Source organism: Rhodococcus sp. MTM3W5.2 (genome assembly GCF_001984015.1).
Lineage (GTDB): Bacteria > Actinomycetota > Actinomycetes > Mycobacteriales > Mycobacteriaceae > Rhodococcus_G > Rhodococcus_G oryzae.
The window spans coordinates 1754703-1780063 of sequence record NZ_CP019572.1 but is presented as its reverse complement, the minus strand read 5'-3'; the positions used below and the strand labels follow the sequence as shown (position 1 = coordinate 1780063).

The window sequence follows — 25361 nt, the reverse complement described above, 5'->3', positions numbered from 1 at the left end:
GACAGCGAACAGCGCTGCCCCTCAGAGCACCTTGGCGAAACACACGCTCAGCGGCATGCCGATGTACGGTCCGAAGTTCTCGACCTCCTCGTAGCCGGACCGCCGATACAGCGCCATTGCCTCGGTCTGAAGCACGCCGGTTTCCAGCACGGCACCGGCGAAGCCGGCCCGCCGTGCCCACTCCTCCAGCGCCCCCAGTACCGCGCGGGCGATGCCGCGGCCCCGATGGGTGTCGGCGACGTACATGCGCTTCAGTTCCACACGATGCTCGTCATGCGGGCGGAACGCACCGCAACCGACCGCGATGCCCTCCTCGTACGCGACGACGACCACGGCATCCGCGGCGAGCTCGTTGAATCCGGTGTACGCGTCCTGATCGTTGCCGTAGCGCGAGTGGAGGTCGCCGTCGAGCGCGGCAGCGAGAGCACGAAACTCGGGGTCACTCCCGTCCGTGCGGCGAAGTTCGAGCACACCCGGATGGTAGCGGCGCCCTCAGCCCTCCGCAGAGATCGATTCCAACACAGGACGCCTCGCCGCCACGGTGTCGCCCGACGACTTTCCGGTCAGTCGGCGCCCGATCCACGGACCGACGAAATCCTTGGTCCAGATGTAGTTCACCCGGCGCCGCTCGGCCTTGCTCAGCACCGGCGCAGGACCCAGATCGGGGCCCTCGAGCTCGTGGCTGACACCAAGCGCATCGAGGGTCTCGACCGCCATTCGCTGATGCCCGGCAGTCGACATGTGCAGGCGATCCCAGTCCCACATCCGTTCGTCGTCATAGCCGTCGAACCGCCAGAAATCGACAACGACCGCACCGTGCCGGTCCGCGACCTCGCGGACCAGTTCGTTGTAGATCGCGATGCGACCGCGGATCTTGCCGAACACCGCCGACCATCCGGCGTCGTATGCCGTCCACAACGCCACCGTCGCCCCGCTCGCGGTGAGCTTGCCGATCGCCTCGTCGTAGCGGTCCACCATCGCGTCGATGTCCACCGACGGACGCATCAGGTCGTTCCCGCCGCCGTAGATCGTGACCAGATCCGGGCCGAGAGCGAGCGCCTGATCGACCTGGTCGTCGATGATCTGCCCCAGCAGCTTTCCGCGGACCGCGAGGTTGGCGTACCGGAAGTCGTCGCTCTTTCCCGCGAGCTGCTCGGCGACGCGGTCCGCCCAGCCCCGCAGCCCGTTCGGCCGCGCGGGGTCGTGATCGCCGAGCCCCTCCGTGAACGAATCCCCGAGGGCGACGTAACGATTGAAGACAGGTTCCGGCGAATTCATCGCATAGATTTTGCCAGAATGGGCCAGGTCACACCTGCACGGGCTACACGTCGGTGGAGAACCGGACCCCGCCATCGGGGAGGGCCACGCCCGGCCACACCCGCGCACCGCGCAGCAGTTCGCAGCGGGCACCGACGTCAGCGCCGTCGCCGATCACCGCATCGCGCACCAGCGCTCGCGGACCGATCCGAGCGCCGAATCCGACGATCGACCGCTCCACCGTCGCGCCCGCCTCGATGACCGCGCCGTCGAAGACGACCGCACCGTCGAGCCGTGCCCCCGCGCCGATCTCGGCGCCGCGTCCGACCACCGTGCCACCGATCAGCACCGCGCCGGGCGCGATGCCTGCGCCCGGGTGCACCAGCGACTCTCCCCGCGGGCCCTCGAGCGCGGGTGAGGGCGCGATGCCGCGCACCAGATCCGCGGACCCACGGACAAAGTCCTCCGGCGTGCCCATGTCCCGCCAGTACGCCGCGTCGACATGCCCGAAGACGCGTCGACCCTCGGCCAACAGCCCGGGGAACACCTCGCGCTCCACCGAGACCGGTCGCCCGGCCGGGATCTTCTCGATGATCTCGCGCCTGAAGACGTAGCAACCGGCGTTGATCTGGTCGGTCGGCGGATCCTGGGTCTTCTCGAGGAAGTCGGTGACGCGGCCGTCGTCGTCGGTCGGCACGCAACCGAAGGCCCGCGGATCCCCCACCCGGACCAGGTGCATCGTCACGTCCGCCTCGGTGGTGCGGTGCGTATCCAGCACCGCCCGCAGGTCGGTGCCGCCGAGCACGTCGCCGTTGAAGACGATCACGTTGTCGGCCCTGAGCTTGGGCAGCACGTTCCGGATACCGCCACCGGTGCCAAGCGGCTCGGTCTCTGTGACGTAGTCGATCTCCAGCCCCATCGACGACCCGTCGCCGAAGTAGTCCTCGAAGACCTCGGCCTTGAACGAGGTGCCGAGCACGACGTGCTTGATCCCGGCAGCGCCGATGCGCGCCAGCAGATGCTGAAGGAAGGGCAGGCCCGCCGTCGGCAGCATGGGCTTCGGCGCGGAGAGCGTCAGCGGCCGAAGCCTGGTTCCCTTACCGCCGACGAGAACCACCGCGTCCACGTTCGGTTCGCTCGTCACTTGGTCATTCACCATCGTCTGCAGTCCCCTCGTTCTTCGCCCTGTTCCGTACCGCCGCCGCGACAGCCACCTTCGACCGCACCGCGAGACCGCCGCGCAGAGCCAACCGAAGCGGCGCCTGCCACCAATGCGGATGCCGATCGGCCTGGAAGCGATAGGCGCTCTGGTGATGTGCAGGCAGCATCAACTCGGGATGCCGCCCTGCCGCGTGTCCCTTGGCGTGGGTCACCTCGGCCGAGGGCACGAACACGTTGTGCCAGCCCGCGCGGCCGAGTCGATCGCCGAAGTCCACGTCCTCCATGTACATGAAGTACCGGGAATCGAACCCGTCGATCGAGTCGAATGCGGCGCGACGCACCAGCAGGCAGGACCCGGAGAGCCACCCCACGGGGCGCTCGGACACCTGCTCGTTCTCCTGGCGGTACCGCTGGGTCCACGGATTGGACGGCCAGATGGTGCCGAGGAGCGCGTGGCCTGCGCCCGAGACGAGCCCGGGAACCTGGCGCGCCGACGGGTACACGCTGCCGTCCGGTTCCAGCACCAGCGGACCGAGTGCGCCCGCGCGCGGCCAACGCTGCGCCGCTTCGAGCAGCACGTCGAGGGAGCCGGCGCACCAGCGGAGATCGGGGTTGGCGATCACCACGAACTCCACATCGGGGTCCAGCTCGGCCACCGCGCGGTTGATGGCGCCGCCGTAGCCGATGTTCCCGCCCGTGCGCAGCAGGCGCACATTGGAATTCTGTTCGAGGGCGGCCTCGGGAGCACCGTCTGTCGACCCGTTGTCGGCCATGATGACCTGGGTCTTCAACGTCGTGGCTTCCTCGAGGGTGTCGAGGAAACTCTGAAGGTGCTTGCCCGGCGAATAGGTCACCGTCACCACGGCCAGCTGCGAACTCACGCCGGCAACCCTAGTCGCTGGCCGGCGGCAACTGCGCCAGGGCCGCCGTCAGCGCCTCCTGCCACGGCCGCAGCGGGGTCAGGCCTGCGTCCACCCATGACGCCTCCGACAGCACCGAGTACGCCGGCCGCGGCGCCGGCCGCACGAACTGGGCACTGGTGCACGGGCGGACCCTCTCCCGATCCGCACCGACCCCGGCGAACACCGCCCTGGCGAGGTCGAACCAGCTCGCCCGGCCGGAGTTCGTCGCGTGCAGCACCCCGCCCGGCACCGCACTCGAACCGGCCAGCTGCAACAAGCCGTCGGCCAGGTCACCCGCATAGGTCGGCGACCCGATCTGGTCGTCGACCACGTCGACCGTGTCGCGTTCGCGTTCCAGGCGCAGCATCGTGGCCACGAAGTCCGGGCCGACACCGGTGTAGACCCACGCGGTCCGCACCACGAGGGCGTTCGGGTCCGCGGCGAGCACCGCGCGCTCGCCGTCGAGCTTCGTCCGGCCGTATGCGGTCCGCGGCCCGGTCGCCGAGTCGGTCTCATACGGGCGGTCCGCGTCGCCCGCGAACACGTAGTCAGTCGACACATGGATCAGGCGGGCGCCGACACGCGCGGTCGCCGACGCCAGATTCCGCGGCCCGAGCACATTCACCCGCTCGGCAGCCTCCTCGTCGGACTCGGCCGCATCGACCGCGGTGTATGCAGCGCAGTTGATGACGACGGTGTCGGGCTCGATGAGCCTGTCGACCGCCTCACCATCGGTGATGTCCAGGTCTCTTGACCCGAATCCGACAACGTCGAGACCGGCCGCTGAACCGCGACGCAGCAACTGCGTGCCGAGCTGGCCACCGGCCCCGGTCACAAGGATCTTTCTCACACAGGAAAGTCTGGCACGCCGGTCCTGGGACACCGGAACCACGCGTCCCCACCAGTAGCCTGGACCTCGGTCGGGGTGAACCACATGCAGAGTTAGGGGGCATCAGGTGCCGGACAACGAGGAAGCTCCGACGGCGAGGCGTACCGCCTTCGGTCGGGGCCAGATAGCCGTCGCGGCCGCGTCGGTCCTCGTCCTCCTCATCACCGGATTCGCGTGGCGCAGCGTCGATGCCCTCGCGTCGAACCTCGCAACCGCGCGACTCGAGCTGGGCGACGGCGGCAAGGACGGCGCGGTAGACATCCTCATGGTCGGCACCGACAGTCGCACCGACGCGCACGGCAATCCGCTCTCCGCCGACGAACTGGCCTCGCTCAGGGCGGGCGAGGCGGAAGCCGACAACACCGACACCATCGTGCTCATCCGGGTGCCCACCGACGGCAGCTCGGCGACGGCCGTCTCGATCCCGCGCGATTCGTATGTCGAGGTGCCCGGCATCGGCAGTTCGAAGATCAACGCGGCCTTCGGGGCCACCAGGGCCACCGAGCGGCAACGGTTGCTCGACGAGGGCGAGTCCGAGGACGAGGCCGACAAGGCAGCGACCCAGGCCGGCCGCGAGGCCCTGATCAAGTCGGTCGCCAACCTCACCGGCATCACCGTCGACCACTACGGGGAGGTGGGACTGCTGGGATTCGTCCTGCTCACCGATGCCGTTGGCGGCGTCGACGTGTGCCTGAACAACCCGGTCGACGAGTGGATGTCCGGTGCGAAGTTCCCAGCGGGCGAACAGACCCTCAGCGGTTCGAACGCGCTGTCCTTCGTCCGGCAGCGGCACGATCTCCCGCGCGGCGACCTCGACCGCATCGTCCGCCAGCAGGTCTTCATGGCGTCGCTGGTACACGAGGTCCTCAATGCCAAGACGCTGAGCAATCCCGGCAAGCTCGCGCAGCTGACCTCCGCGGTGCAGCGTTCGGTCGTCCTCGACGACGACTGGGACATCATCGATTTCGCTCGGCAACTGCAGGGCCTCGCGGGCGGGGAGGTCAAGTTCCAGACCATCCCGGTCGTCGACCTCAACGCGATGACCGACTACGGCGAGTCGATCGTGCAGGTGGACCCGAAGGCCGTTCGCACCTACGTCGCCGGGCTGGTGGGCGAGGACGACAGTGACAGTGACGCCACCGGCACCAGCGAGCCGCCGTCGATCGACACCTCGAAGGTCACCGTCGACGTGTCCAATGACAGTGGTATCGGCGGTCTCGCGTCCCGGGTATCCGAGGCGCTGACCGAGCAGGGCTACGTACAGGGCGAGGTCGGGAACAACACCGGCACCACGGTGAGCACGAGCCGCGTCCTGGCGGCCGACCCCGACTCCGACGCGGCGAAGGCCGTCGCCGCATCGCTCGGCGGCCTGACGATCGTCGGCGACAGTTCGCTCTCCCCCGGCGCCGTGAAGGTCCTGATCGCCTCCGATTACACCGGTCCCGGTTCCGACTCCGGCTCGGCCTCGGGACCCACATCGGATATCGTCGACATGGGCACCAGCCCCACCCCCGCGCCCCCGGGCCGGCGATCGACGCCGGGAGCAAGGGCCCGCGGTGCGTCAACTAGCGAGAACGGCGGCGGAAGTGCCCGACCCGAACACATCCGTGACCAACCTGACTGCGGCCCTTCTCGATCCGATCCTGCAGCAGGACCCGGCCGGCCCGCGCATCACCTACTACGACGACGTCAGCGGTGAGCGGATCGAACTGTCCGCACTCACCCTCGCCAATTGGGCCGCCAAGACCGCCAACCTGATTCGCGACGAGTTCGGCCTGCTGCCGGGCGCCCGGATCTGCGTGCTGCTCCCGGCGCACTGGCAGAGCGCCGCCGTGCTGCTCGGGTGCTGGTGGGCCGGGGCCGAGGTGCTGCTGGCGCCCGCGGACGACGCGGAGCTCGCGCTCGTCGCGGCGGACCGGCTCGCCGAGGTCGAGGACGTGCCCGAGGTCGCGGTGCTCTCGCTCGACGCGTTCGGTCGCCCCGCCGAGGGGCTCCCGGTCGGCGTCACCGACTACGCCACCTCGGTTCGCGTGCACGGCGACCAGTTCCGGCCCGACTCCGGAGCATCGTCGGCACTCGACGGCCTGTCCATCGCCGAGGTGCTCACCGCGGCAACGGACTCCGCCGCGGCCCAGTCCATCGGCCGCGCCGATCGCGTGCTCTCGAGCTCAGAGTGGGGCACCACGACCGAACTCATCGACGGCATGCTCGCGGTGCTGGCGGTCGGCGCCTCGCTGGTGCAGGTCGCGCGCCCCTCCGACGACGCGATGACCAGGCGGATGGGCACCGAGAAGATCACGATCCGACGCTGACGCGATCACCGGCGTGATCGGCGGTCCAGATCCGGCTGCGCAGATCCCTTCCCCGAATCACCTGGATTCGCCAGGGATCCAGGCGCAGGACGTGCAGTTCGGGATCGTCGGGCGACCGCCAGAAGTTGCCCAGGTCGTATCCCGCCCCACGCGGGCTGGTCCGGCGATAGAGGTCCCACACCCTGCGCTTGGTGTCGCCGTCATCGACCCATTCCGCGACCGTGTCGATCGCCACCGAATTGTTGCCGGGCGCCCAGTACGAAAAGTTCGTGTGCGGGTTCCCGCGCAGGTGCGCGGCTTTGACCGGTGTCCGATAGGTGGCCAGCCAACCGACCGGACGCCCGTCGACGACCTCCCAGACCGGGATGAGCACCCTGGTCCTCGGCCGCCCCTTCTTGTCGACCGTGACCATCGTCGCGTAGACGATCGATCCGACGAACGCGTCGAATTCTTCTTCGAGCGCCGCAAACCTCGTCACCTTCATGCCACTCTCCCTCTCGGTACCTTTTCGTAACCGACACCAGCATGCGCCGGCGGAAAGCGAAGGGGAAGAAGGCACTTCGGCGACACCCGGTTACCGCGAGGGAACCGAACGGAACCAGGCCCCTAGCCACTCCTGCGCTTGGGGCGCCGGACGTAGCCGCCGTCGATCAGTCCGGCCTCGACCTCGAATCGGTTGCGGTGCATCGGATGCCGAATCTCTTCGATGAGGTAGCGGACACTGAATCCGAGACCGTACCGGGCCCACTGCTCGGCGTGGACCGCTTCGTGGCGCAGGGTCGCGGCGCCGGTGTTCCGCCCGGTCAGGTAGGCCCCACCGATCGTGGTCCCTCCCCGTGCGAAACCGAACCGCATCCCGGCACAGACGAACAGGTCGAACTCCTCGTCGAAGACGATCTGGGCACGCTGCGCTGCCGCAAAGGCCAGGGCCGCCACGGTCGCGACCATCGACCCCACCCTGCCCCGCGAGGCCCGGACCAGTCGAAGTCGACCGGCCCGGGCCTCGCGTCGCAGCGAACTCGGTCCCGCGGGCACCCGTCCAGATTAGGCCGCCATCGCCTCGACGGGCGACACCTTCGCGGCGCTCCTCGCGGGCAGCAGCGCCGCGATCACCCCGGCGATCCCGCCGACCAACACCGTCGCCGCCAGCGCGAGCCAGGGCAGCGAGGGCAGCACCAGGTCGTCGACACCGAACACCGAGGCCGTGCCCGCCAGCCCGAAGACCAGCCCGAGCACCACACCGAGCACCGACGCGACCACAGACACCAGGACCGCCTCGTAGATCAGCAGCGTTCGCAGTCCGGCTCGGGTGACACCGATCGACCGCAACAGACCGCTCTCGCGTCGACGTTCGATCACCGACAGCGCCATCGTGTTGCCCACCCCGATGACCGCGATCAGGATCGCGACCGACAACAGGCCCACCACGATCATCAGCATGGTGTCCAGGACCGAGTTGAGTGCCGCTCGCATGGCCACCGCCCCGCCGATCTCCGCGGTCGGCACACTGTCGGTGGCCAGCGAGGTGACCTCCTTTTGCACGGTCGCGATCTCGTCGTCGGTCAGGCCATCGGCAAAGCGGACCCACAGCGAATCCACTGCCGGGTTAGCCGTCACCGCTGCCAGGTCCTCGCGGACCATCAGGGGCGGCGGACCCTCCGTTCCCTCCACCGCCGTCAGGCTCCTGGTGGTGCCCGCACCCCGGACGTCGATCGGCTCGCCTGCGCGCGCGCCCCACTCCTCGAGGAGTTCCGGCGGCACCACGATCTGGCCGGACCTCGGCAGCGTGATCGGCACCCGCAACGCCGCGGCCGCCTCGGCCGGATCCACCCCGGTCACGGTCAACTCCTTCCCGGCAGCGGTGCTCACCTCGCCGCTCGAGAGCGCCGCGACCGCAGTCACCCGATCCACCTCGCCGAGCCGCTCGCCCAGCGTCGCAGGCAGTGCGGAACCCGGGTCGCCTGCCACCGAGACATCGATGGGGAACTGCTCGTCGAGCGCGCTCGGGGCACTGGCCTTGACAGTTGCGATCCCGACGATCATCGTCGCGGTCACACAGACGCCGATCAGCAACGCCGTCGCCGTGGCCGTGGTGCGGCGGGGATTGCGGCCCGCGTTGCCCGCCGCCAGCTCCCCCAACGGACCCGACACACGTCCCAGCCCCTTTCCGAACGCCGCAACCGCGGGCGGAATGATGTATCGGCACAGCAGGACCACCGCGACGAAGCAGACCAGCGCACCCCCGGCAGCCACCAGTACCTGCTTGCCCAGCACGCCTGCGGTCAGCACAGCGGCGCCGCCGATCAGGCCCGTCACGCCGATGATCCGTCGCAGCCGCGACGACCGCACGGGTTCGGGCTTGGCCTCGGCGGGGGTCAGGGCGGCGAGCGGCGACACGGCGGTGGCCGCCCGCGCGGGCGCGACCGCAGCCAGGTATGTGACGACGACTCCGACCAGCAGGCCGACCGCGAGCGCGACAGGCGAGACGGAGAGGTGATCGAGCGGAATGGGAACATCAAGCGCGCCTGCGACTTCGGTCACTGCCCAGGCCAAGCCCACGCCCGTCGCAAGACCGGCAACCGAGGCCACCAGCCCCACCACCAGCGACTCGATGCGGACGCTGCGGCGAATCTGATCGCTGGTCGCGCCGACGCAGCGGAGCAACGCCAGCTCCTGGGTTCGTGCAGCCAGCAGCACCGCGAACGTGTTCGCGATGACCAGTCCGGACACCACCACCGCGAGCGCTCCGAACGCGAGCAGCACGTTGCGCAGCATGTCACTGCCACCGAGGAACCTCGCCGAGACCTCCTTGGCCTTCTCGGCACCGGTGATCACCGTGGCGCCGGGCGCGAGCGCACCGGCGACGGCCTCGCGGTCGCCGCCTGCGACGCGCATCTCCCTGGAGGCCTGGCCGTCGGTCCATGCCTCGATGTCCGCCGCGGTGGCAAAGACCGAGATGCCGTCCAATCGCTGCGCGGTGCCGTCGAGGTCCACCGTGCCCACGACGGTGGCCTCGCCGGCGTCCGGGCCGGTGGTCTCACCCAGCGCCGTCACCGCGACGCGGGTTCCGATCGGCAGGTCGGAATTCGAGCCGACCGCGATCTCGCGTGCCGCACTCGGGAAGCGGCCGTCCGCCAACTTCTGCCAGCGCAGGTCCGCATCCGCGGCCACCGACGTGGCCGCGCCGAACGATTTGCCCGACCCCGCCGCCGTCACCTTCACCGGTGTGGAGACATCGGTGGTCACCGCCCTCACACCGGGCACCGACCGGACGGCATCCGCGGCCCGCTGTGCCTGCAGACCGTCCCCGAGATCGGAGACCACGTAGTCGGTGCTCCGATACTGTCCGGCAAGGGAATTGGTGACGCCCGCGGTGGCCGTGGAACTGAGCACCAGGGTCGCGACGACAAAGGCCACCGCGATGAGCACCGCGAGCATCGCGGCCAGGTAACGCCCGAAGTGTGCGCGTGCCTGCGCGAGCGTGAGCCTCAGCATGCCCGAGTCCCGAGTTCGCGCATCGTCTCGATCACCGAATCGGTCGTCGGGCGATCGATCTCGCCGGCGATCCGCCCGTCGGCGATCAGCACCACCCGGTCCGAATAGGACGCCGCCACCGGGTCGTGGGTGACCATCACGACCGTCTGCCCGAACTCTCGGACGCTGGAACGGAGCAACTCGAGTACCTCGGTGCCCGAGCGTGAATCGAGGTTTCCCGTCGGCTCGTCGGCGAAGATGACGTCGGGCCTGGGCAGCAGGGCCCTGGCGACCGCGACGCGCTGCTGCTGGCCGCCGGACAGCTCGTGCGGCAGGTGTCCGAGGCGTTCGGTGAGACCCAGTCGTCCGACGATCTCCGCCATCCACTCCGGATCCGGGTCAACTCCGCCCAGTCGCATGGGCAGGAGCATGTTCTCCTCCGCGGTGAGCACCGGAAGAAGATTGAAGGCCTGGAACACGAATCCGATTCGGTGACGGCGCAATTCGGTCAGCTCCCGGTCGCTCATCCCGGTCAGCTCGGTGTCCCCGAGGTACACCAGCCCGGAGGTCGCCGTGTCCAGCCCGGCCAGGCAGTGCATCAGGGTGGACTTGCCCGACCCCGACGGTCCCATGATCGCGGTGAAGGCCGCGCCCAAGAACTCGGTGTGCACACCGTCGAGGGCGCGCACGGCCGCTTCGCCCTCGCCGTAGCTCTTGCTCAGGCCGACGGCGCGGACCGCGGCGGTTCGTGTGATGGTGGGTGCATTCATGTCCACGACGCTACGAACGACACCCCACTCGGCGCGTCGGCGTGCGGACGGATCCTCGCTGCGGCCGCGTCATACCTGGGTAGGACTGCGCCCGGATTACTCTCACACTGTGTCGCCCGAACGCGCGAATGCCGTCGAGTTGTACGCAGAATGTGCGCTCAGTCCGGCCGCGTCCGCCGTCTTTTCCTGACGACCGCCACCGTCTCGTTCGCGATCTCGTCAAGGTGCTGGTAGACGTCGTGCGCCGCGTACCGCAGCACCAGCCAGCCATCGAGAACGAGCCGGTTCTGACGGCGCCTGTCCCTCCGGAACACCTCTGGTTCGCTGTGGAACTCGCGCCCGTCGATCTCGACGATCGTCCGGGAGCGCTCGTCGACGAAGTCGCAGTAGTAGTTGCCCACCGGATGGTTCGGTTCCAGTTTGCAGCGACGAGCGGCCAGCGCCCGGCCGAACAGCCGCTCCGGTTCGGAGGCCGCCCAGCCGGCGGCCGCATACAGTTGCCTGCGCTGCTCCCTGACCCCCTTCCGTCCGGCATCGCCATCACACATCTGTTGTAGCTTTCTGGCATTCACACTGGTTCGGATGTGTGCATCGACCAGGGCGTCCGCCTCTCGCCGCGGCAACACCGTCACCGAATCCAGCATGGCGCGTTCAGGATCCACAACCGGCATCGCCCATGCCGAAGTGACGTTCTCCTTCGCCACTGCTCGTCTGTACAGCCGAAGCCAGCTCAGCGGTCGCACGCTGACATGGGCGGGCACAGTGGCCTCGATGACGGTGGGGGCGGGAAGCATGTTCCACACCCAGGCGGCCGTTCGGTGGCTCAGCACCGCGGTCGGTTGCCACAGGACGGCTGCCGAGCACAGGGCGTGCGGGGTCGGATCACAGATGCAATAGACGCCAGGCGCCAGGCGCGTGTACCGACCGCGGCGGCATCGATCGTGGATGGTGCTGCTGCTGACGCCTGCCTCGAGCAACTCGGCTCGGGTGCGTACTCCGAAGGGATTCATGACATGACCCTCGCGCCCGCATCCTGATGGTCGTGGGCATCGCCCTGGGCAGACGCCACGGCTTGTGGATGGAAGTCTGAGGTGCGGGCAACCCGGACTGAGCCCACAGTCCGTGCATGTCTCGCCAGGATTCGCGCATCGTGCGCACAGAGTGTGACCTGGCGCCGGGGCTACCCGCCGAGCAGATCCTCCGGCTGCACCAGACCGGTCTGGTACGCGAACACCACCGCCTGCACCCGGTCCCGCGATCCCGTCTTCGCCAGCACCCGGCCCACGTGCGTCTTCACGGTCGCCTCGGAGACGAAGAACTTCTCCGCGATCTCGGTGTTGGACAATCCGTGCGCCATCGCCTCGAGCACCTCCACCTCACGGGGCGTCAGGTCGTCGGGCAGTTGCGGGCGCTCGACCGTGGACGCGCCTGCCAGCATCGGACCCACGTGCTGGAGCAGCCGACGGGTCGACCGCGCGGCGATCACCGCGTCCCCTCGGTACACGGTCCGCAGCGCCGCGAGCAGGTCCTCCGGCTGCGCGTCCTTGAGCAGGAAGCCGCTGGCACCGGCGGAGATCGCGGCGACCACGTACTCGTCGTTGTCGAAGGTGGTGAGCACCACCACCTTCGGCGAGTGCTCCAGCGCGGTCAGGCGACGGGTGGCCTCGATGCCGTCCAGGTTCGGCATCTGTACGTCCATCAGAACCACATCGACCGGAACGCGCGCGAGCTCACGGAGTGCCTGCTCGCCGTCCGAGGCCTCGACCTCGACGCTCATGTCGGGCTGGGAGTCGATCACCATCCGGAAGCCCGCTCGGACCAGCTGCTGATCGTCGACGATCGCGATCCGGATCGGACCCGTTGTGGCATCGGACATGTCATTCACCTCTCGAATATGGCAGCGCGGTGTGCACCCGGTAGCCACCGCCTGCGGCGGGCCCGGCCTCGAAGCTGCCGCCGTACAACTCGGCCCGTTCGCGCATCCCGAGCACACCCTGCCCTCCCGCAGAGGGTGCGACCAGGGCGCCGGACGCTCCCCTGCCGTCGTCGACGACCGTCAGTTCCAGCGCCTCGTCGGTCCAGCGCTCGGTGACCTCGACACTGGCCGCGGGACCCGCATGCTTGAGCACGTTGGTCAGCGATTCCTGCACGATCCGGTACGCCGTCAGCTCGGCGCCCGTGGACAGCACGCGCCGCTCCCCGTCGGTGGTGAGCTGCACGCCGAGGCCGCCCTTGCGGACCTCTTCGATCAGCGTATCGATATCCGAAACCCCTGGCGTCGAGGAGTACTCGCGTGGCCGGTCCTCACGGAGCACGGACAGCAGCGCGCGCATGTCCGTCAGCGCCTGCCGCCCGGTCTGGGAGATGGTCTCCAGCGCCGTGACCGCCGCGGCGGGATCGGCGGCCGCGCTGTATCGACCACCGTCGGCCTGGGCGATCACGACGGTCAGCGAGTGCGCGACGATGTCGTGCATCTCCCGCGCGATCCGGGTGCGCTCGTTGATGGCGGCGATCTCCGCCTCCTGAGCCCGTTCGAGTTCGAGCAGCCGGGCCCGCTCGGTGAGTCCCTCGAGTTCCTGGTTGCGCACCCGGCGCAGGTCGCCGAATGCCCAAACCGCGGTGACGTACACGATCAGGAAGGCGATCAGGAAAGCGTGGGCCTGCCACGTGGACTCGGCGCCTCCGAAATACCGGAGGCCCGCCGCGATCACTCCGACGATGGCGGCCGCGAGACCCCATCCGCTCGCCCACCTCGGTCCGTATGCCGCGAGTGCGTACAACGCAATCGGAACACAGATGCCGGGCATGACGAGATTGGTCTGGTCGCTCGAGATGATCAGATACGCCACCGAGAAGAACGCGACCACCGCGGCGGCCGCGACCGGCCGGATGCGGCGCCAGGCCAGCGGCACCGTGAGTCCCAGCGCGATCACCACGTCGACCCACCCGACGGCGACCGACGCCGCCACCCCGATGAGCGCGAAGAACGCCGCGACGGTGCGATCGATCCCGACGGCGTGATCGGCGCTCCAGCGGTACCAGCGCTCACTCAGCGGGAATCGGGGCATGGACCCCAGGGTAAACACCTGTGGCCGGTGAGCGAGCTCACCGGCCACGAGGCGACGCACGCGTCAGCTCACTTGAGCAGGGCGCGCGACATCACGACTCGCTGAATCTGGTTGGTGCCCTCGTAGATCTGGGTGATCTTGGCGTCGCGCATCATCCGCTCCACCGGGAAGTCGGTGGTGTAGCCGGCGCCACCGAACAGCTGCACGGCGTCCGTGGTCACCTCCATCGCGACGTCCGAGGCGAAGCACTTGGCGGCGGCCGAGATGAAGCCGAGGTTCTTCTCGCCGCGCTCGGCGCGGGCGGCCGAGGTGTAGACCATCAGACGAGCGGCCTCGACCTTCATCGCCATGTCGGCGAGCATGAACTGCACGGCCTGGAAGTCGGAGATCGACTTGCCGAACTGCTTGCGGTCCTTGGTGTACGCGAGGGCCGCGTCGAGCGCACCCTGCGCCAGGCCGACAGCCTGGGCACCGATGGTCGGGCGGGTGTGGTCCAGGGTCTGCAGAGCGGTCTTGAAGCCGGTGCCGGGCGCGCCGATGATGCGGTCGCCGGGAATGCGACAGTTCTCGAAGTACAGCTCCGCGGTGGGCGAGCCCTTGATGCCGAGCTTCTTCTCCTTCGGGCCGACGACGAAGCCCTCGTCGTCCTTGTGCACCATGAAGGAGGAGATGCCGTTGGCGCCCTTGTCGGGGTCCGTGACGGCCATGACGGTGTACCAGGTCGACTTGCCGCCGTTGGTGATCCAGCACTTGGAGCCGTTGAGGATCCAGTCGTCACCGTCGGCCTTCGCGCGGGTGCGCATGCTGGCGGCGTCGGAGCCCGCCTCCCGCTCGGAGAGCGCGTAGGAAGCCATCGCCTCGCCCGAGGCGAGCGACGGGAGGACCTGCTGCTTGAGCTCCTCCGAGCCGTTGAGGATCAGGCCCATGGTGCCGAGCTTGTTGACGGCGGGGATCAGCGAGGACGAGCCGCAGACGCGGGCCACCTCCTCGATCACGATGCAGGTGGCCACGGAATCGGCGCCCTGGCCGTCATAGGCCTCAGGGACGTGGATCGCGTTGAAGCCGGAGTTGACGAGTGCCTTGAGAGCTTCCTCGGGGAACCGGGAGTTCTCGTCGACATCCTTCGCGTAGGGCGCGATCTCCTTCTCCGACAGCGCGCGGATCGCGGCCCGCAGCTCATCGTGCTCGTCGGCGAGCTTGAACAGGTCGAAGTCGGGGTTGCCAGCCATCTGGTTGCTCCTCGTGAAAGTCTCGGGGCGCGGCACTCAGTGCCATTCACGGGCAATCATACCGCACGAACCCGACAAGAAGCCGGTTAGACGTGCCACACTGCGGCACCGAGTGCCAAGCTCTACGTGTCCTCCTCGAGCCTGCGGCGCAGCAGCTCCGCCACCCGGCGCGGAGCGGTGCCGCGCGGGAACACCGCCACCACCATCTCGCCGTCCCCCTCGGCCGCCGAGGCATCACGTCGGCCGACGCCGCGCCTGATGTCGGCCAACGCCGCGCGCAGGTCTTCGGAGGTGGTCCTGGCGCCGTCGCGCACCATCCGGCGTAGGAGGTAGTTGTGCGTGGCGGTCACCGAGGCGGAGAACTGCACCATCGACAGGTCCGGCTCGCCGGGCAGCGCCCGGCGCAGGTAGTCGACGAACAATCGCTCGTACCGGAATCCGGTGACGATCTCCCGGTCCCGTAGCGCGGGTACCTCGTGCACCACCGCGTAACGCCGGGTCGCCATGTCGTTCCACTGCGAGAACCGTTCGAAGACGATCATCGCGGCGTCGCAGACCGCGTCCCACGGGTCGTCATGATCGGCGGCGAGGTGCTCCTGCGCCTGGGCCAGCAGGATCTCGTGGTCGGCGAACACCACGTCTTCCTTGGAGCGGAACTGCCGGAAGAAGGTGCGACGCGAGATGCCGGCCGCCTCGGCTATCTCGTCGACGCTGGTCGCCTCGTAGCCCTTCTCGGAGAAGAGCCGCAACGCCTCCGACACCACGTGGAGACGGAAGCGGTCAGTGTCGTCGGGCATGAGCACAGCGTAGGCGGCTGCGCCGCCCGTGCGCGGTTGACGAGTCCCTGCACCCGTCAACCGCGCACAGGCCGCGGAGCGGCCTAGGGCGCCACCGAACCCCAGTCCGCGAAGCCGGTCGGATCGTGCCTGCCCATGCTCGCGTGCTCGAACATGCCTGCACCCGGAACACCGTTGCAGGTGACGCTGGACGGATACTCGTTGACGCCGTACGGAATTCGCGCCGCGATCGCGGGGTCCGTGAGGTCGTACACCGACCGGGAACTCCAGTTGCGGCCGCGCCATTGCCCGTGCGTCCACTCCGGGTCGCCGCCGTATCCGGCACCGACATGCAACGCGAGACCGTCGCGCGGGGTCACCTCGACGGTCAGCGGGCTGCCGTCGGATGCGGTCAGGTGCAGCGTCGCCGCGAAGGGCCTGCGGGTGCCGGGGTGGTACTTGATGTCATAGCGCGGCCAGCCGAGCTGCTCGATCCGGCCGTCGTTCCACACCCGGGTCGCATCGTTCAGCGTCCGGTAGCCGTCGGGGTTCTCCTGCAGGATCACGATGATCGAGAAATCGTCGAAACGCAGCGGCACGTACATCCACCAGAAGCCCTCGGACGGCTCGTCGGCGAGCCGGCCGGCCGGGTCCCCGTCGCCGACCGGACGGATGCCCCAGGACCGATCACGGCTGCCGATCCAGCGATCCGGGCTCACCACGACGTCCTCGCCGTCGACCGACAGCACGCCGGCCCACGTGCCGGTCTGCGCGAAACGACTCGCGTCCAGGGTCGGCCGGAACTTGCTCATCAACAGGTGCGGCTGCTCCGAGATCGCGGGGCCGGAACCCTCCCACGTGAGGTCGAACCCGAGTCCGCCCTCGCCGTCGCCCTCACAGACCATCCGCAGCCTGCGCAGCGGCTCGAGCACCTCGATCCGATACCCGCCGACGGCGAGATCCATCGAACGCTCCTCGAGCGCATCGGAGAACTTGACCGCCCACTGCCGCTCACCCTTGCGGATGGTGGCGAACGCGTCGGTGACACCGAGGTTCGGGTACACACCGAAGCCGCTCACCAGGAACAGCTCACCCTGGGTGTCGATCGCGTTGAAATAGGACCGGTCGTAGAAGTTCTTGTCACTGGAGGCGACCCGGGCCATCGAGAGCGGTGTCTGATGGATCGGGTATTCGTCAAGCGGCGCAGGCATGAGGACACTCCCTGAGGGATTCGTTACAGCGTCAAACGTAATCCGGACGACGCCATTTAACCCCGGGAGATCCGCTCGGGTGAGCCGATTCGCAGAACTCTCAGTCCAGCAGCTTCGAGCGAAGCGCCGCGTCCTTCTCCAGCACCATCGCCTCGAGTCCGGCCTGGAACGTCGCCATCGCCGCACGCAGCGCGGGGTCCGAGGCGCCGAGGATCCGCGCCGCCAGCAACCCAGCGTTGCGCGCGCCACCGATCGACACCGTCGCGACCGGCACGCCCGCGGGCATCTGCACGATCGACAGAAGCGAATCCATGCCGTCGAGGTACTTGAGCGGTACGGGCACGCCGATCACCGGGAGCGGCGTCGCCGACGCGACCATGCCCGGCAGGTGCGCCGCCCCACCCGCGCCCGCGATGATCACCTTGATACCGCGATCGGCGGCCTCACGGGCGTAGTCGAGCATCCGCTGCGGGGTCCGGTGCGCCGAGACGACACCGACCTCGAACCGGATCCCGAACTCGGCGAGGGCCTCGGCGGCCGCCTCCATCGTCGGCCAGTCCGAGTCGCTACCCATGATCAGGCCGACAACGGGCCCATTCGAATCACTCACCGTGCACATCCCATCCGTCGGTCCATTCCCCGTGCGAGAGCCAGTGTGCCGCCCGCTCGGCCCGCTCACGTACCGCCGCGACGTACGCCTCGTCGGCGATCGAGCCCTGCGCGCCGCCGACCACGTTGACGTGTCCGATCTTGCGGGCAGGCCGCTCGCCCTTGTCGTAGAGGTGCACCTTCGCGTCGGGCATCCGGGCGAACAGGTGATGCAGGCGCTCGTCCATGCTCATCTCCGGGGCCGACTCCGCGCCAAGCACGTTCGCCATCACGGTGACCGGCGCGATCGGCGCCGTGTCGCCGAGCGGGTAGTCGAGCACCGCACGCAGGTGCTGCTCGAACTGCGACGTCCGCGCCCCGTCCTGGGTCCAGTGCCCGGAATTGTGCGGCCGCATCGCCAGCTCGTTCACCACCAGCCGCCCGTCGGTGGTCTCGAACAGCTCCACCGCCATCGACCCGACGACGCCCAGTTCGGCGGAGATGCGCAGCGCCATCTGCTCGGCCTCCATGGCGAGTGAGTCGGACAGCTCGGGGGCAGGGGCGATCACCACCGCGCACTGCCCGTCGCGCTGCACCGTCTCCACGACCGGCCAGGTCGCACCCTGCCCGAACGGCGATCGCGCGACCATCGCGGACAGCTCCCGCCGCATCGACACCTTCTGCTCGACCATGAGGGCGACGCCCTTGTCGAGCTGCTCTGTCACGATGGCCTCGGCCTCGTCGGAATCGGCCGGCATCCACACGCCGCGCCCGTCGTAGCCGCCCCGAACCGCCTTGATCACGATCTGCCAGTTGTGCTCGTCGCCGAATCGCACGACGTCGCCCGCCCAGGTGATCTCCGCGAACGCGGGCACGGGCGCGCCCAGCTCCGCGAGCTTGCGCCGCATGGCGAGCTTGTCCTGCGCGTAGATCAACGCCTGCGGCGGCGGCTGGACGTTCACGCCCTCCGCGACGAGGACCTCGAGATGCTCGGTCGGGACGTGCTCGTGGTCGAAGGTCAGGGCGCTGGCCCCGGCCGCGACCTCCCGGAGCGCGTCGAGGTCGGTGTGGCTGCCGATCACGACATCCGCGCACACCTTGGCGGCCGGCTCGTCGGGGCCGCCTGAGAGCACCCGGAGGCACTGACCGAGTTCGATGGCGGCCTGATGGGTCATCCGGGCCAACTGCCCGCCGCCGATCATCGCGACCACCGGCAATCCGGCATTCGGGCCGCGGGGGGTGCTTGGGCGGTGCTGGGATCCGGAATCGACGCTCACGGCAGTCAATGGTGTCATGACGGCCTCCGAACCCACGATCGGAGTGTCAGTTCGTCGGATCGGCGTCCTCTTTCGTACACTCAGTCGTTGTGTCTTTAGTCGATCAGGCGGTCAGCCGCGTACCCCAGCCCTTCCGGGACGTGGTCCTTCGCCATCACGAGCTGATCAAGTTCGCGATCGTCGGCGGCACGACCATGGTCTTCGACCTCGCGATCTTCTATTCGCTGAGCCTGACCATTCTCGAACAGAAGCCCGTCGTCGCCAAGATCATCTCCGGCGTGATGGCCACGATCTTGAGCTACATCCTCAACCGGGAATGGTCCTTCAAGAACCGCGGCGGCCGCGAGCGCCACCACGAGGCCTTGCTGTTCTTCACCATCAGCGGCATCGGCGTCGTCATCGCCGCGGCGCCGCTGTTCATCGCCAACAATGTCTTCGACTTCCGGGCAACGGCGAGCCTGACCACGCTGGTGATCGTCGACTTCATCCTCAACTACGTCATCGGCAACGTGCTGCAGATGGTCTTCCGATTCTGGGCGCTGCGCCGGTTCGCGTTCCCCGAGGAGAACGCCAGGGGTGCGGCGGCCGGGTCCACCGGCTTCGACCCGACGCCCGAGGAACTCGCCGAGGAAGAGCTCGGACACAGCTAGCCCGCTAACGCGGCTCCGCATCGGGCGCCATCGGCAGGAACGCCGCGAACAGCGCGGGTCGCCTGCGCTGGAGATCGAGCCGGCCGCCGTCCGCCTCGACCAGGGCCCTGGCCAATGCCAGCCCGACGCCCGTCGATCCGCCGCCGGAGAACCCGCGGTCGAAGATGTGCGGGGCCAGTTCGTCGCTGACGCCCTCGCCCTCGTCGCCGACCTCCACACAGACCATCGCCTCGTGCTCCGCCGTCCCCGGCACCGACCGGACGGCCACGGTGCAGGTGCCACCGCCGTGCATGAGTGCGTTGTCGACCAGCACGGACACGGACTCGCGCAGTCGCGAGGACCTTGCCGTCGACATCACCGCGGCCTCGCCCCGCAGCACCAGGTCCCGGCCCGCGTCCCGGTAGGGCCGCTGCCAGTCGGAAACGACCCCGGCGAGCTCCCGGACCACCGCGACGGGTTCCGGGAGCTCGGCTGCCATCCGAGACGACCGCACCAGCTCGTCGATCGCCACCGTCAGCCGGTCCACCTGTCCCAACGCCTCGGTCGCCTCATCGACCACCGCGGGATCCGGGTGCACCGACAACTCGTCGAGCCGCAGCCGCACCGCGGTGAGCCGGCTGCGGAGCTGATGGGAGACGTCGCCGACCAGCGCCCGCTCGCGCTGCAACCGCCCGGAGATCTCGACGGTGACCGCGTCGAGCACGTCGGACACCCGGTCCAGTTCGGCGATCCCGTGCCTGCGCGGGTCCTTGCGGAAGTCGCCCTCCGCCAGCCGGGCGGCGCGGTCCGCGACGTCCCGCAGAGGATCCGCGAGCCGTCTGGCGGTCACCGTCGCCACCGCCGCGCCCGCGCCGAGTGAGGCCAACACCACCAATGCGACAGCCCCGACCGCCTGCTGCTGGAGCGATCGCATCGAATCCGACGGCGCCTCCAGCCGCAACGAACCAGAGCGGCCCATGGAGAGCGACTCGATCAGGGGCTGCTCGACCGCGGGCTCGCCGATGTCGATCTGCACCTCGTGATCGCCCGGGGTCGGATAGATCACCGTGAGTTTGGCGCCTGCGGGGACCACCAGCCGCAGCGGCGCCGTGTCGAGACCGTCCACGATCACGCCCTGCTCGCCCTCCTGCGAGACGATCTCCGCCGCCATCCGGTCCAGCCTGGCCTGCAGATCGCTCCGTGTGAGGTCCTCGACCCACAACCAGGCGGTGTACATCAACGGCAGCCCCAGCAGGAGCGCGATGAGGATGACGACGGCCAGGATGGAGAGCAGGATTCGGCGGCGCACGTCTGCGTCCGGCTACGTGTTCAGCCGGAAGCCGACGCCCCGCACGGTCGCGATGCGCCGCTCGGCGACAGGACCCTCGTCGCCGATCTTCCTGCGCAGCCACGACATGTGCATGTCGAGGGTCTTGGAGCCGCGCAGATCCGCGTCACCCCACACCTCCTGCAGGATGACGTCGCGTGAGACCACCTCGCCCGCCCGGTCGAGCAGGACCTTGAGCAGCTCGTATTCCTTGTTCGCGAGGATGACCTCGGAGCCGCCGACCAGCACGCGCCTGGCGGCAGGTTCGAGCCTGATGTCACCCACCGCGATGGTGGTGTCCTCGGAGCCGCCGCGGCGGCGCATCAGCGCGCGAACCCGCGCCATCAGCTCGGCCAGCCGGAACGGCTTGCCGACGTAGTCGTCGGCGCCCGCGTCGAGGCCCACAACGAAGTCCACCTCGTCGGTGCGCGCCGTCAGCATCAGTACCGCGAGGTCGGAGCCGCCCGCGCGTAGTTGCCTGCACACCTCCAGCCCGTCCATGCCGGGCAGGCCGAGGTCGAGAACCAGCAGATCGAACGACCCGCTCAGAGCGAGCTCGAGGGTCCCGGGACCGGTCGGTTCGACCGTGACCGTGTAGCCCTCACGGCCAAGGGCACGGGAGAGCGGGGCGGCGATGGCCTCGTCGTCTTCGGCAAGCAGTACGGCTGTCACGACCCCAGCCTACGGAGCGGCCCCACCGTACTCCGTCGGCGGACCGGAATCGAGATTCATCGCGTCGAACACCTGGTGATAGAGAAGCGAATGCACCCGCTGCACATCCGGGATGTCGTCGAACTCCAGCGGATCGTCGGCCGCCGACGCGATCACCAGCGTGCCGGTCCGCAGCATCCGGTCGATCAGTCCGTGTCGGAACTGCACGTTGCTGATCCGCCCCATCGGGATGTCGATCCCGGTGTGGGTGATCACGCCGTGCCGGATCAGGACCCGTCGGTCCGTGACGATGAAGTGGGTGAACTTCCACCTCAACAGCGGTCCGACACAACGCCACCCGACGATCCCGACCCAGGCCACCGCAACCACGATCAGCGCGACGGAGCGGGCGGTCCCGTCGAGCCGGTCCTGGGCGAGTCCGAGCGCGAACCCGGCGAGCGCCGTCGCCACGATGAACGTCAACGCGGGCAACACCAGCATCTTCCAATGCGGGTGTCGGTGCAGCAGCAGCTCCTCGTCCGTGGCGAGGGCGTCCTCCGGATATCCCATCAGGAAAGCGTATCGACTACTTCGCGTCCCCGACCGCACCCACGACTTCGGTTTCGACCGCATCCTCGACCGCGGATTCGGCCTCCGCCTGCAGTTCCGCCGTCTTCTTCGCGGCCTCGGCTTCGGCCGTCGCCAGCTCATCCGCGGTCGGCGGGGAGCCCGCGATCAGGGCGTTGGCCCACCTGGTCGACGGATCGATGTCGAGCAGGAGCGCCTTGGCCAGCAGCGTCATCGGAATGGCGAGCAGCGCGCCGAGTGGCCCGATCACCCATCCCCAGAACACCAACGCCAAGAACGTGAGCGTCACCGACAACCCGACGGCCTCGCCGACGAACTTGGGCTGGATCACCGACTGGATGATCACGTTGATGACGCTGTAGACGACGATCACCCACAGCATCAGCGTCGGACCGCCCTCCAACAGTGCGATCAGCGCTGGCGGGATCACACCGATCACGAACCCGATGTTCGGGATGTAGTTGGTGATGAAGGAGAGCAGTCCCCACAGGATCGGCAGCGGAATGCCCATGGCCCAGAGCGCGCCTGCGTCGATCACGGCGACGATGAGGCCGAACACCGTCGACACGATGAGGTAGCTGCGGGTACCGCTGGCGAAGGAGGAGAACGCGTAGGCGATGTCCGCGCGGGAGTAGGCCACCGCGCGCATCCGCTCGCCGAACGAACTCGCGTCCATCGCCATGAAGATCAGCAGGGCCAGGATGAAGAAGAGATTCGAGAAGACACCCAGCAGCCCGAGCAACACGTCGTCGACCAGTCCGATGATCTTGCCGAGATCGATGCTCGACAGCGCCTTCTCCACCTGTTCTGAACCGATGTTCATCTGGGCGAACTGATCCTGCACGTTGGCGATCAGCTCGTCGGCCTTGTCGGTGTACTGCGGCAGCAGCGTGGCCAGCTGGGCGATCGAGACGACGAGCGCCGCGACCAGACCGAGCAGGATCAGGTAGACGGCCGTCAGCGTCGAGATCACCGCGACCCATTTGGGTGCGCCCTTGCGCTGCAGCCAGTCGCCCAGCGGCTGCACACCCACCACCAACATCAGTGCCAGGAACACCGGCCCGATGATCCCGGCAAAGGCCTTGGTGCCTGCGATCGCGACCACGGCGCCCGCGAGGCCGAGCAGCACGATCAGCCCGCGCGGCAAGGTCGAGGCGGGCACCGGGGACGGCGGAGCGGATGCGGGCGCGGCGGCGGTGGCGGTGGCGGTGGCGACTGATCGACTCATTTCCACACCGCGGCTCGATCGGCGACGCCTGGCAACAGGCCGAGGATCGGCAGGCCTATGGCGAGGTGAACCAGACTCGTGGCGATCCGGTCACCCATCACCGCGTCGTAGGCGAAGGGCACGACGGCCATGGCCAGGGTGACCAGGCCGACGATCCAGCCGAAGAACGAGTCGCCACCCGGAGTGGTCAGCAGCAACACGTAGAGCAGCCCGGCGGCGATGAGCGCCCCGATGAACCCGAGGATGGCGAAACGGACCGCGACGGTGGTCTCGGGCAACCAGTTCGGCGAGAGCGGCATCAGGTCGAAGACCCGGAGAATCACCGTGGCCACCAACGCGCTGAGCGCGGTGACCAGCGCGGCCGCGGCTGCACCCGCCCAGAACTTGCCCCCGGCGATGCCGCGCGTTGGCGTCCCTGGGGTGCCGGACATGCCCGGCTCTCCCGGATAGCTCGTCATTGCTGTCCTTCCTCGATCTCACAGTCGTTCGCAGTGAGGGTCGCACCGACCGCGCCGTACACGCTTCACCCACGACGGATGAGGCACGAGTGCCCGACGGGACTCACACTGCTTGTCGAAGCACCACTCCCATATCTGAGAGAGGAACAGCTATGACGGCAAACCGCGCGGACAACAGCGTCAAGCAGGGATTCGCGGCCGGAGGCTCGATCGCGGCGGCGGTCCTGCTGCTGACCGTGGGCATCCTCCAGGTCTTCCAGGGAATCTCCGCGCTCGCCAAGGACAGCGTCCTGATCGTCGGGCCGGAGTACTCCTACGCGCTCAACACCACGGGCTGGGGCTGGATTCACCTCATCGTGGGACTCCTCATCGCGCTGACCGGCTTCGGCCTGCTCACCGGTGCGACCTGGGCGCGGATCGCGGGTATCTTCCTGGCCGCCCTCTCGATCATCGCCAACTTCATGTGGCTGCCCTACTACCCGTGGTGGTCGATCCTGATCATCGCCCTCGACGTGGTCGTCATCTGGGCCATCGCGACGTGGGACAACGACTAGCCACGACGCAGTGCTGAAGAGGGTGCGGGCCATCGGCCCGCACCCTCTTTCGTCATTCCTGCGGGCGCAGGTGCGTGATGTCGCCTGCCGAGACCGCGACCGGTTCCCTGCCGCCGTCCGGGCTGATCACGATCCGGCCCTGTGCATCGATCCCGCTCGCGGTGCCCAGCAGTTCGCCGCCGCCCGGCAGTTCCGCGCGGACTCGCTGCCCGATCGTGGCGCAGCGATCCCGGTACGACTCGGCGAGCGCCTTTGTGTCCCAACCATTCCGGTGCCATTTCGTCCACTCCGTCGCCAGCGCGCGGAGCAGTGCGCGCACCACGGTGTCCCGGTCGGTGGTTGCGGCACCCGCGAGCGCGAGCGAGGTGGCGGTCGGCACCGGCAGCTCCGACTCGGTGAGGCTGACGTTCAGCCCGATTCCGAGCACGACCGACGGGATCGGTGCGGTCGCGGCGACCTCGGCGAGGATGCCCGCCACCTTCTTGCCACCGATCAGGACGTCGTTCGGCCACTTGAGCACGGCATCCACCTCGGCGACCGATCGCATGGCATCGACCACCGCGACGCCTGCGAGCAGCGGGAGCCAGCCCAGATCGGCGGGATCGATCCCCGGCATCCGCAGCAACACCGAGACGGATACGGCCGACCTCGGCGGCGCCACCCAGGAGCGGGCGTGCCTGCCCCGGCCGTGGTCCTGGAACTCCGAGATCAGCACCGCACGGTCGAGGGCGGAGTCCGCCGCCCTGGCCAACAGGTCGGCGTTCGTCGAACCGGTCTCGGTGACGACGTCGAGACTCGAGTAGAAGGCATCGGGGTCGCCGCCGGGAGACTCGCGCACCAGCGCTCTGCGCAGTGCGTCGGCGACGAGCGGGGGCCGATTCAGATCGGTGTACATGCCGATCAGACTATGGGCTCCGCCCGCTGCGGCGGGGATCACAATTTCGTACTGGCCAGTAGCTTGGGTTCAATGATTGAACGCAACCTGACCTCGGTCAACACGCACCGAGACCGG

26 protein-coding genes and 2 pseudogenes are annotated in these 25361 nt (G+C 68.7%); 4 read left to right on the top strand and 24 right to left on the bottom strand.

Features of this window, described 5'->3' with window-relative positions; translation table 11 throughout:
- Window positions 1–21: 21 nt before the first annotated feature.
- Genes BTZ20_RS08140 through rfbD form a run of 5 tightly spaced genes read right to left on the bottom strand, consistent with a single transcriptional unit; the run spans window position 22 to window position 4170 of the window.
- Window positions 22–471: a GNAT family N-acetyltransferase gene (locus tag BTZ20_RS08140; protein WP_077041014.1), complete on the bottom strand. Its 450-nt coding sequence runs from the start codon at window positions 469–471 to the stop codon at window positions 22–24.
- A gap of 21 nt (window positions 472–492) precedes the next feature.
- Window positions 493–1278, bottom strand: a complete 786-nt coding sequence (locus tag BTZ20_RS08135; RefSeq protein WP_077041013.1) for an SGNH/GDSL hydrolase family protein — start codon at window positions 1276–1278, stop codon at window positions 493–495.
- A gap of 43 nt (window positions 1279–1321) precedes the next feature.
- Window positions 1322–2416 carry a sugar phosphate nucleotidyltransferase gene (locus BTZ20_RS08130; RefSeq protein ID WP_077041012.1) on the bottom strand — a complete coding sequence of 365 codons (1095 nt, stop codon included), beginning with the start codon at window positions 2414–2416 and terminating at the stop codon, window positions 1322–1324.
- Window positions 2406–3299: a glycosyltransferase family 2 protein gene (locus tag BTZ20_RS08125; protein WP_077043570.1), complete on the bottom strand. Its 894-nt coding sequence runs from the start codon at window positions 3297–3299 to the stop codon at window positions 2406–2408. Before BTZ20_RS08125 ends, BTZ20_RS08130 begins: the two co-directional genes overlap by 11 nt.
- 10 nt (window positions 3300–3309) lie before the next feature.
- On the bottom strand, window positions 3310–4170 hold the full coding sequence (gene rfbD, locus BTZ20_RS08120; protein WP_077041011.1) for a dTDP-4-dehydrorhamnose reductase: 861 nt from the start codon (window positions 4168–4170) through the stop codon (window positions 3310–3312).
- A gap of 163 nt (window positions 4171–4333) precedes the next feature.
- On the opposite strand from rfbD, the pseudogene BTZ20_RS08115 reads away from it, so the two are divergent.
- Both BTZ20_RS08115 and BTZ20_RS08110 read left to right on the top strand, forming a co-directional pair.
- Window positions 4334–5778, top strand: a pseudogene (locus BTZ20_RS08115) (LCP family protein).
- Window positions 5779–5816: 38 nt separating this feature from the next.
- A complete protein-coding gene (locus tag BTZ20_RS08110; protein WP_077043569.1) occupies window positions 5817–6521 on the top strand; it encodes a TIGR03089 family protein in 705 nt (234 codons plus the stop codon).
- On the opposite strand, the gene BTZ20_RS08105 is transcribed toward BTZ20_RS08110, so the two are convergent.
- From BTZ20_RS08105 to BTZ20_RS08050, 13 genes and pseudogenes are all read right to left on the bottom strand, one after another.
- Entirely contained in the window at window positions 6505–7005 is a 501-nt protein-coding gene (locus tag BTZ20_RS08105) for a pyridoxamine 5'-phosphate oxidase family protein (RefSeq protein WP_077041010.1), read from the bottom strand. The genes BTZ20_RS08110 and BTZ20_RS08105 overlap by 17 nt on opposite strands.
- 122 nt (window positions 7006–7127) lie before the next feature.
- Complete coding sequence (locus BTZ20_RS08100; protein WP_077041009.1) at window positions 7128–7469, bottom strand: hypothetical protein; 342 nt, start codon at window positions 7467–7469, stop codon at window positions 7128–7130.
- 96 nt (window positions 7470–7565) lie between these two features.
- On the bottom strand, window positions 7566–10016 hold the full coding sequence (locus tag BTZ20_RS08095) for an ABC transporter permease (RefSeq protein WP_077041008.1): 2451 nt from the start codon (window positions 10014–10016) through the stop codon (window positions 7566–7568).
- Complete coding sequence (locus BTZ20_RS08090; protein WP_077041007.1) at window positions 10010–10765, bottom strand: ABC transporter ATP-binding protein; 756 nt, start codon at window positions 10763–10765, stop codon at window positions 10010–10012. Before BTZ20_RS08090 ends, BTZ20_RS08095 begins: the two co-directional genes overlap by 7 nt.
- Before the next feature lie 158 nt (window positions 10766–10923).
- The gene (locus tag BTZ20_RS08085) at window positions 10924–11559 is read right to left on the bottom strand and encodes an endonuclease domain-containing protein (RefSeq protein WP_223263676.1); all 636 of its coding nucleotides are present in this window, start codon (window positions 11557–11559) and stop codon (window positions 10924–10926) included.
- Between the two features lie 105 nt (window positions 11560–11664).
- Window positions 11665–11775, bottom strand: a pseudogene (locus tag BTZ20_RS29740) (type IV toxin-antitoxin system AbiEi family antitoxin domain-containing protein); the annotation flags it as partial.
- Window positions 11776–11945: 170 nt separating this feature from the next.
- Window positions 11946–12641: a response regulator gene (locus BTZ20_RS08080; protein ID WP_077041005.1), complete on the bottom strand. Its 696-nt coding sequence runs from the start codon at window positions 12639–12641 to the stop codon at window positions 11946–11948.
- 1 nt (window position 12642) lies between these two features.
- Window positions 12643–13833: a sensor histidine kinase gene (locus BTZ20_RS08075; protein WP_077041004.1), complete on the bottom strand. Its 1191-nt coding sequence runs from the start codon at window positions 13831–13833 to the stop codon at window positions 12643–12645.
- 68 nt (window positions 13834–13901) lie between these two features.
- On the bottom strand, window positions 13902–15062 hold the full coding sequence (locus BTZ20_RS08070) for an acyl-CoA dehydrogenase (protein WP_077041003.1): 1161 nt from the start codon (window positions 15060–15062) through the stop codon (window positions 13902–13904).
- A 122-nt stretch (window positions 15063–15184) separates the two neighbouring features.
- On the bottom strand, window positions 15185–15859 hold the full coding sequence (locus BTZ20_RS08065; RefSeq protein ID WP_077043568.1) for a TetR family transcriptional regulator: 675 nt from the start codon (window positions 15857–15859) through the stop codon (window positions 15185–15187).
- A gap of 83 nt (window positions 15860–15942) precedes the next feature.
- Window positions 15943–17049: a hypothetical protein gene (locus tag BTZ20_RS08060; protein WP_077041002.1), complete on the bottom strand. Its 1107-nt coding sequence runs from the start codon at window positions 17047–17049 to the stop codon at window positions 15943–15945.
- A 100-nt stretch (window positions 17050–17149) separates the two neighbouring features.
- Window positions 17150–17668 carry a 5-(carboxyamino)imidazole ribonucleotide mutase gene (gene purE, locus BTZ20_RS08055; RefSeq protein ID WP_077041001.1) on the bottom strand — a complete coding sequence of 173 codons (519 nt, stop codon included), beginning with the start codon at window positions 17666–17668 and terminating at the stop codon, window positions 17150–17152.
- Window positions 17652–18932 (bottom strand): 5-(carboxyamino)imidazole ribonucleotide synthase, encoded by a 1281-nt coding sequence (locus BTZ20_RS08050; protein ID WP_077043567.1) that lies wholly within the window; start codon window positions 18930–18932, stop codon window positions 17652–17654. The genes purE and BTZ20_RS08050 overlap by 17 nt, the downstream gene beginning before the upstream one ends.
- 71 nt (window positions 18933–19003) lie before the next feature.
- Between BTZ20_RS08050 and BTZ20_RS08045 the strand changes: the two genes are divergently transcribed.
- Window positions 19004–19564: a GtrA family protein gene (locus BTZ20_RS08045; protein ID WP_077041000.1), complete on the top strand. Its 561-nt coding sequence runs from the start codon at window positions 19004–19006 to the stop codon at window positions 19562–19564.
- Between the two features lie 4 nt (window positions 19565–19568).
- Here BTZ20_RS08045 and BTZ20_RS08040 read toward each other — a convergent pair whose 3' ends face one another.
- Genes BTZ20_RS08040 through BTZ20_RS08020 form a run of 5 tightly spaced genes read right to left on the bottom strand, consistent with a single transcriptional unit; the run spans window position 19569 to window position 23795 of the window.
- The gene (locus tag BTZ20_RS08040) at window positions 19569–20852 is read right to left on the bottom strand and encodes a sensor histidine kinase (protein ID WP_077040999.1); all 1284 of its coding nucleotides are present in this window, start codon (window positions 20850–20852) and stop codon (window positions 19569–19571) included.
- A gap of 12 nt (window positions 20853–20864) precedes the next feature.
- Window positions 20865–21542 carry a response regulator transcription factor gene (locus tag BTZ20_RS08035; protein ID WP_077040998.1) on the bottom strand — a complete coding sequence of 226 codons (678 nt, stop codon included), beginning with the start codon at window positions 21540–21542 and terminating at the stop codon, window positions 20865–20867.
- A gap of 9 nt (window positions 21543–21551) precedes the next feature.
- Complete coding sequence (locus BTZ20_RS08030) at window positions 21552–22091, bottom strand: PH domain-containing protein (RefSeq protein ID WP_077040997.1); 540 nt, start codon at window positions 22089–22091, stop codon at window positions 21552–21554.
- A gap of 16 nt (window positions 22092–22107) precedes the next feature.
- Window positions 22108–23337 carry an AI-2E family transporter gene (locus BTZ20_RS08025; protein WP_077040996.1) on the bottom strand — a complete coding sequence of 410 codons (1230 nt, stop codon included), beginning with the start codon at window positions 23335–23337 and terminating at the stop codon, window positions 22108–22110.
- The gene (locus tag BTZ20_RS08020) at window positions 23334–23795 is read right to left on the bottom strand and encodes a DUF6069 family protein (RefSeq protein WP_077040995.1); all 462 of its coding nucleotides are present in this window, start codon (window positions 23793–23795) and stop codon (window positions 23334–23336) included. The genes BTZ20_RS08025 and BTZ20_RS08020 overlap by 4 nt, the downstream gene beginning before the upstream one ends.
- A 152-nt stretch (window positions 23796–23947) precedes the next feature.
- On the opposite strand from BTZ20_RS08020, the gene BTZ20_RS08015 reads away from it, so the two are divergent.
- Window positions 23948–24349 (top strand): hypothetical protein, encoded by a 402-nt coding sequence (locus BTZ20_RS08015; protein WP_083742583.1) that lies wholly within the window; start codon window positions 23948–23950, stop codon window positions 24347–24349.
- Window positions 24350–24401: 52 nt separating this feature from the next.
- Here the strand turns inward: BTZ20_RS08015 and BTZ20_RS08010 are convergent, their stop codons facing one another.
- The gene (locus BTZ20_RS08010) at window positions 24402–25244 is read right to left on the bottom strand and encodes a biotin--[acetyl-CoA-carboxylase] ligase (protein WP_077040994.1); all 843 of its coding nucleotides are present in this window, start codon (window positions 25242–25244) and stop codon (window positions 24402–24404) included.
- Window positions 25245–25361 lie beyond the last annotated feature (117 nt).